The 6,255-nt window shown below is 58.2% G+C and carries 5 protein-coding genes and 1 pseudogene; 5 read left to right on the top strand and 1 reads right to left on the bottom strand.

Going from position 1 to position 6,255, the window contains the following annotated elements; all coding sequences use genetic code 11:
- Positions 1 to 366 precede the first annotated feature (366 nt).
- A pseudogene (locus tag ACESMW_RS18085) lies at positions 367 to 653 on the bottom strand (acyl-CoA dehydrogenase family protein); the annotation flags it as partial.
- Between the two features lie 385 nt (positions 654 to 1,038).
- On the opposite strand from ACESMW_RS18085, the gene ACESMW_RS18080 reads away from it, so the two are divergent.
- From ACESMW_RS18080 to ACESMW_RS18060, 5 genes are all read left to right on the top strand, one after another.
- The gene (locus ACESMW_RS18080; RefSeq protein WP_372988372.1) at positions 1,039 to 2,703 is read left to right on the top strand and encodes an AMP-binding protein; all 1,665 of its coding nucleotides are present in this window, start codon (positions 1,039 to 1,041) and stop codon (positions 2,701 to 2,703) included.
- 35 nt (positions 2,704 to 2,738) lie between these two features.
- Positions 2,739 to 3,506, top strand: coding sequence for an SDR family NAD(P)-dependent oxidoreductase (locus ACESMW_RS18075; RefSeq protein WP_372988371.1), 768 nt, complete (start codon positions 2,739 to 2,741; stop codon positions 3,504 to 3,506).
- 32 nt (positions 3,507 to 3,538) lie between these two features.
- Positions 3,539 to 4,321, top strand: a complete 783-nt coding sequence (locus ACESMW_RS18070; protein ID WP_372988370.1) for an enoyl-CoA hydratase-related protein — start codon at positions 3,539 to 3,541, stop codon at positions 4,319 to 4,321.
- Between the two features lie 57 nt (positions 4,322 to 4,378).
- Complete coding sequence (gene aliB, locus ACESMW_RS18065) at positions 4,379 to 5,518, top strand: cyclohexanecarboxyl-CoA dehydrogenase (RefSeq protein WP_372988369.1); 1,140 nt, start codon at positions 4,379 to 4,381, stop codon at positions 5,516 to 5,518.
- Positions 5,519 to 5,601: 83 nt separating this feature from the next.
- A complete protein-coding gene (locus ACESMW_RS18060) occupies positions 5,602 to 6,072 on the top strand; it encodes a MarR family winged helix-turn-helix transcriptional regulator (protein WP_372988368.1) in 471 nt (156 codons plus the stop codon).
- Positions 6,073 to 6,255 lie beyond the last annotated feature (183 nt).

Genomic DNA, 6,255 nt, shown 5'->3' with positions numbered 1-6,255 from the left:
GTAAAGAAAGTGAAACCAAGCAGAACCAGGCCCATGGACCAGATACTGCGGCGCTGGTCCATGGGCACCGGGCTGAGCGGGTAGTCCTGTTCCTGAGGCGTTACTTGTGTGGTCATTGCCATATCTCTCTTTGATGAAAACACGAGAGAAAGATCGCAACGTCTGTGCCATGTGGTTCTCAAGGCCATGGATTTAGAGGGTGGATGACACCTGGCCTGTGCACTTTGCACAATCAAACCAGATCAGGATGTGGTCACATCCCGGGTTCGCCCTGACCTGGTGCAAAAAAGCAGGCCAACGTTCATTTCAGTGCAGGACTACCCAAAGACCAGACCCTGCAATACCGACAATCCTGGCTGGGAATGATCAAAAGAACGCCTGAATCCCGGTCTGGGCTCGACCCAGAATCAGGGCGTGAACATCTTGGGTGCCTTCATAGGTGTTCACCACTTCCAGATTCACCAGGTGTCGCGCCACCCCGAACTCATCACTGATACCGTTACCCCCGAGCATATCCCTGGCCAGGCGGGCAACATCCAGAGCCTTGCCGCAGGAATTGCGCTTCATGATGGAAGTGATCTCGACGGCAGCCGTGCCCTCATCCTTCATCCGAGCAGGGCCAGGGTGATGTCCGTCTGCATGTCTGCCAGCTTTATATTTTGAAGAGGCGTATGTTGAAACTGACAAGGCAACTGCGCAGATTAACGGTGCTTCCACTCGGGCTGACGTTTCTCGAGAAAAGCAGTCATACCCTCGTTGCGATCCTCGCTGGCAAAACTGGACCACAGCCTCGTGCTTTTCAAGCAATATGTTGCTGTACTCCATAACCATCTCCACTAACAGGTGCTTTCTTATTACTTTCATTGAAAGCCATGAAAGCTTACTTATCCGATTTTCAGAGGCCACACCGGAACGCTTTTAAGGCAACATATTGACATATTATTTTGAGAAGGCGTATGTTGAAACCGACAAGGCAACGACCTGCTTTTACGGTCAGGCCATCCAACAAAAACAAACCGGACACAACAGGTGAATCAGATGGATACAGGCATCACTCTCAATCCGGAACGCCGTGCCGCCATGCTCGAAAGCGGCGCCTGGAACGACAAGCTCATTACTGACTACCTGGATCAGGCAGTCGCCAGCACCCCGGACCGGGAAGCCATCGTCGGCTACCAGTTCACCAGCGACACCCGCACCGCCCTCACTTATCGGGAACTCAATGACAAAGTCACCCGCATGGCGGCGGGCCTTGTGGCACTGGGTATCGGGAAAGGTGAGGTGGTGGCCTGCCAGCTACCGAACTGGTGGCAGACCACCGCCCTGCACCTGGCCTGCATGCGCATCGGCGCGATTCTGAATCCGCTCATGCCCATCTTCAGGGAGCGGGAACTGCGCTTCATGCTCAAGCATGGCGAGGCCAAACTGCTGGTCATTCCAAAGGTCTTTCGTGGCTTTGATTACGAGGCCATGGTTGACGGCATTCGCGGGGAGCTGCCGGATCTCGAAACCCTTCTGGTCATCGGCGGAGAGGGCGAGCGCAGCTTTGAACAACGCCTGGTGGAGACCCCCTGGGAAGAAAAGCAAGACACCAAGGCCCTGTTTGCCGAGCGCCAACTTACTGCCGACGACGCCATCCAGATCCTCTACACCTCCGGTACCACCGGCGAACCCAAGGGGGTCATGCACACTTCCAACACCCTGTTTTCCAATGTGCGTCCTTACGCCGACCGCCTGCACCTGAGCTCGGACGACAAGGTGTTGATGGCCTCTCCGGTGGCCCACCAGACCGGATTCATGTACGGCATCATGATGCCGGTTTACCTGGGGACCACCGCTATCCTTCAGGACATCTGGGACGCGGACTATGTCTGCAAGGTGATTGCCGCCGAGAAACCGGCTTTCACCATGGCCGCCACGCCGTTCCTGGCGGATCTGGTGAAAACCGCACCCAAGCACGAGGGCGAACTGGAATCCCTGCGGATCTTCGTCTCTGCCGGCGCACCGATCCCAAGTGCCGTGGTGGAACAGGCCGGCAATGTCCTGAAGGCAAAGATTGTCTCAGCCTGGGGCATGACCGAAAACGGCGCTGTCACCATGACCTGCCCGGAAGATCCCGCCGAGCGGGCCAGTCAGTCCGACGGCAAGGCCATGCCCTTCATGGACGTGAAAGTCACCGACTTCCAGGGCAGTGAACTGCCCGCCGGAGAAGAAGGTAGCCTGCTGGTAAGGGGCTCCAGCCTGTTTGTCGGCTATCTCAAACGGCCCGAACTCTATGGCGTGGACGAGAATGGCTGGTTCAACACCGGCGACCTCGCGCGCATGGACAAGGACGGCTACATCCGCATCACCGGCCGCACCAAGGATGTGGTCATCCGAGGCGGTGAGAACATCCCCGTGGTTGAGGTGGAGAACCTGCTCTACAAGTTCCCCGGCATTGTCGATGTCGCCCTGGTTGGGTGCCCGGACGAACGCCTGGGTGAGCGCCTGTGCGCCTATGTCACGCTCGACGAGAACGCCACCGACCTTACCCTGGACCAGGTCAAGGCCTATCTGACCGAACAGCAACTGTCCAAAAACTACCTGCCCGAATACCTGGAAGTGATCGAGGCCATGCCCCGCACTGCCTCCGGCAAGATCCAGAAATTCAAACTGCGCGAGCAGGCCAAAGAAGTTCGTCTGGAGCCGGCCACGCGCGGTTAATCCCATTGATCTAACAGCTACAGGAGCAAGTCATCATGAGAGGCCTTAACGGAAAAACAGTCATCGTGACCGGCGGCGGTGGCGGCATTGGCCGCGCCGTGTGTCAGCGCTTTGCCGAAGAGGGCAGCCTCGTGGCCGTGTTGGATCGTGACGAAAACACGGCCCAGGCCACGGTAGACCTGATCACCGAGGCCGGTGGTACCGCCCGCGCCTACGCCGCCGACATTACCGATTACGCTGCGATTACTGACACCGTAGCGGCCATCGAGAACGACCTTGGCGTGCCCACAGTGCTGGTGAATAACGCCGGCTTCGACCGCTTCATGCCGTTCCTGAAAACCGAGCCCAAACTCTGGGACCAGCTGATTGCAGTGAACCTGACCGGTGCGCTGAACATGCATCATGTGGTACTGCCGAAGATGATTGCCGCCGGTGGCGGCAAGGTCATCAACATTGCCTCCGACGCGGCACGGGTCGGCTCTTCCGGCGAATCCGTCTACGCCGCCTGCAAGGCTGGCCTGGTTGGCTTCAGCAAGACAGTGGCGCGGGAACTGGCCACCAAGAACGTGTGCCTGAACGTGGTCTGCCCCGGCCCCACCGATACCGCACTGCTCAAGGGCGTAGCGGAAACCGCCCCAAATCCAGAGAAGCTACTGGAAGCCTTCCGCAACGCGGTGCCCATGAAGCGCCTGGCCCAACCCGAAGACTACCCCGGCGTCATCGCCCTGCTCGCCAGTGACGATGCCAACTTCATTACCGGCCAGGTGATCAGTGTGTCCGGCGGCCTGACCATGGCCGGCTAAGCGACCAGTTAAACGATCTAGGAGAACGCACCATGAATTACGAAGACATCCTGTACGACGAAAACAACGGCGTCGCCACCATCACCATTAACCGGCCGGACCGTTACAACGCTTTCCGCGGCCAGACCTGCATGGAGCTGCTGGACGCCTTCAACCGCGCCGGCTGGAACAAGGACATCGGCGTCATCGTGTTCACCGGCGCAGGTGAAAAAGCCTTCTGCACCGGCGGCGACCAGGGCGCCCACGAAGGCCAGTACGATGGCCGCGGCCTGATCGGCCTGCCGGTAGAAGAGCTGCAGCGCACCATCCGCGAAGTGCCCAAGCCGGTGATTGCCCGGGTCAACGGTTTCGCCATCGGCGGTGGCCACGTGCTGCACGTGATCTGTGATCTGAGCATTGCCTCGGAAACCGCTGTCTTTGGCCAGGTCGGCCCGAAAGTCGGCTCGGTGGATCCCGGCTTCGGCACCGCTTACCTGGCGCGGGTTGTCGGTGAGAAGCGCGCCCGGGAAATCTGGTACCTGTGCCGCAAGTACAGTGCACAGCAGGCACTGGATTGGGGCCTGGTTAACGCAGTGGTGCCACAGGAGCAGCTGGATGAGGAAGTACAGAAGTGGTGCGAGGAAATCCTTGAGAAGAGCCCCACCGCTCTGACCATCGCCAAGCGCTCGTTCAATGCCGACAGCGACAACATTGCCGGCATCGGTGCACTAGGCATGCAGGCCCTGAGCCTTTACTACGACACCGAGGAATCCAAAGAAGGCGTGAAAGCCTTCAAGGAAAAGCGCAAGCCGGACTTCCGGAAATTCTACAAGTAAGCAGATCGACCCGGCGGCCTCATGCCGTCGGGTCAAAAACAATGCCCGGAGAACACCATGAATTTCGGATTCAATGAAGAACAGAACGCGATTCGCGAGGTTGTGGCCCGCTTCAGTGCCGAGGTGCTGGCTCCGGGCTACCGTATGCGGGATCAGGAAGGCGTCATCGAAAAGGACATCATCCGCCAGCTCGGCGAGATGGGCCTGCTCGGCGGCGAGCTGCCCGAGGAATTCGGTGGCAGCGGCATGGACTGTGTTACCAGTGGCCTGATCATCGAGGAAATCTCCAAAGGGGATTTCAATGTCGGTTATATCCCGCTGCTGACTTCCCTGAACGGTCAGATCATTGCCAGCCACGCGGCACCGGACCTGGCGAAGGAGTGGCTGCACGGCATGACCACCGGCCAGAAAGTGGCCTGCATCGCCCTGACCGAACCCCACGGCGGTTCCGACGCCGCCAACCTGCGCCTCAAAGCAGAGAAGAAGGGCGACGTTTACGTGCTCAACGGTGAGAAAACGTCCATCTCCATGGCCGACCAGGCCGATGTAGCGGTGGTGTTTGCCAGAACCGGCACGGTGGAACAACGGGCCTCCGGTATCAGCGCGTTCCTGGTGCCCATGGACAGCCCGGGCCTCACCACGACCCGTTTTGAGGACAACGGCCAGCGTGCTATCGGTCGCGGCTCGATTTTCTTCGATAACGTGGAAGTGCCCGCCGTCAACATGATGGGCGACGAGGGTAAAGGCTTCAAACAGGTCATGCAGGGCTTTGATTATAGCCGCGCCCTGATTGGCCTGCAGTGCCTGGCCGTGGCGCAACAATCCCTGGATGAAACCTGGCAATGGCTGACCGAGCGAACCGCCTTCGGCCAGAACCTGTCCGCTTTCCAGGGTCTGACTCATCCGCTGGCTGAATACCAGACCTATGTTCATGCAGCCAGGATGCAGTGCTACCATGCGCTCTGGCTCAAGGACAACAATCTGCCCCACAACGCTGAAGCCGCTATGAACAAGTGGTGGGGCCCGAAACTCGCTTTCGATGTGGTAAAACAGTGCCTGCTGGCCCACGGTCACACCGGTTGGGGTGAGGATTTACCGTTTGCCCAGCGATTGCGGGATGTTCTTGGCCTTCAGATAGGTGACGGTACCGCGCAGATTATGAAGAACATCATCGCCCGCGAGTACCTGCCAAAGTGACGCGTCCCATGCCTTCCGTGATTCAGGACGCCGAAAGCCGCCCTCGCCGGCCCAGCCGCCAGCGGCGCACTATAGGAGCACAGATGATCGTCAACGAATCCGGAGGCATTCCCAACCGGCTATTTTTTCGCCTGTTCCAGACTGGAAACATTCTGCAGCGCCAGGTTCAGAATGAGATGGGCATCAGTGCTGTGCAGTGGGCAGTACTGGGTGCATTGTCTCGAGAAGGATTCGAAGACGGCACCTCATTCAATCAGCTGAAAGAGTACCTTTACGTCAGTCGCCAAAACCTCGATGGCGTCCTCAAACGAATGGAAAGAGATGGACACGTCCTTCGGATACCGGATCCCCAGGACCGCCGGGCTCGACTGGTGGTACTTACCGAATCTGGTCGAAATTTCTGGGATCAACTGCAAGACACTATTGCGGAGTTTTACAAACAGGCTATGCAAGGAATGAGCTTCGACGACAGCGTCAGCCTTCTGCACCTCTTGAAAAAGCTTCAGCATGAGCTTGTCGATATTTCGCTCGGCCAGAATGTAAACCAGGACTGAATGGTGGTGTTCGGTCGCAAAGACCACCCACGCCACTTCTTTTCGGAGGGATTCTTTTACTCACTGTTTTACTGCCAGTTTTCGCCCACGCATCCAGGCAGCGCGAACCGTTTCCGAAGCAACCCCGGCCAGAACCCCGAAAAACGGATCAATCCAGACGGTCACCAACGCTGTTATTGCAAT

The sequence above is a fragment of the Marinobacter sp. genome (genome assembly GCF_041690455.1).
GTDB lineage: Bacteria > Pseudomonadota > Gammaproteobacteria > Pseudomonadales > Oleiphilaceae > Marinobacter.
This window is presented reverse-complemented; position numbering and strand designations above follow the sequence as displayed.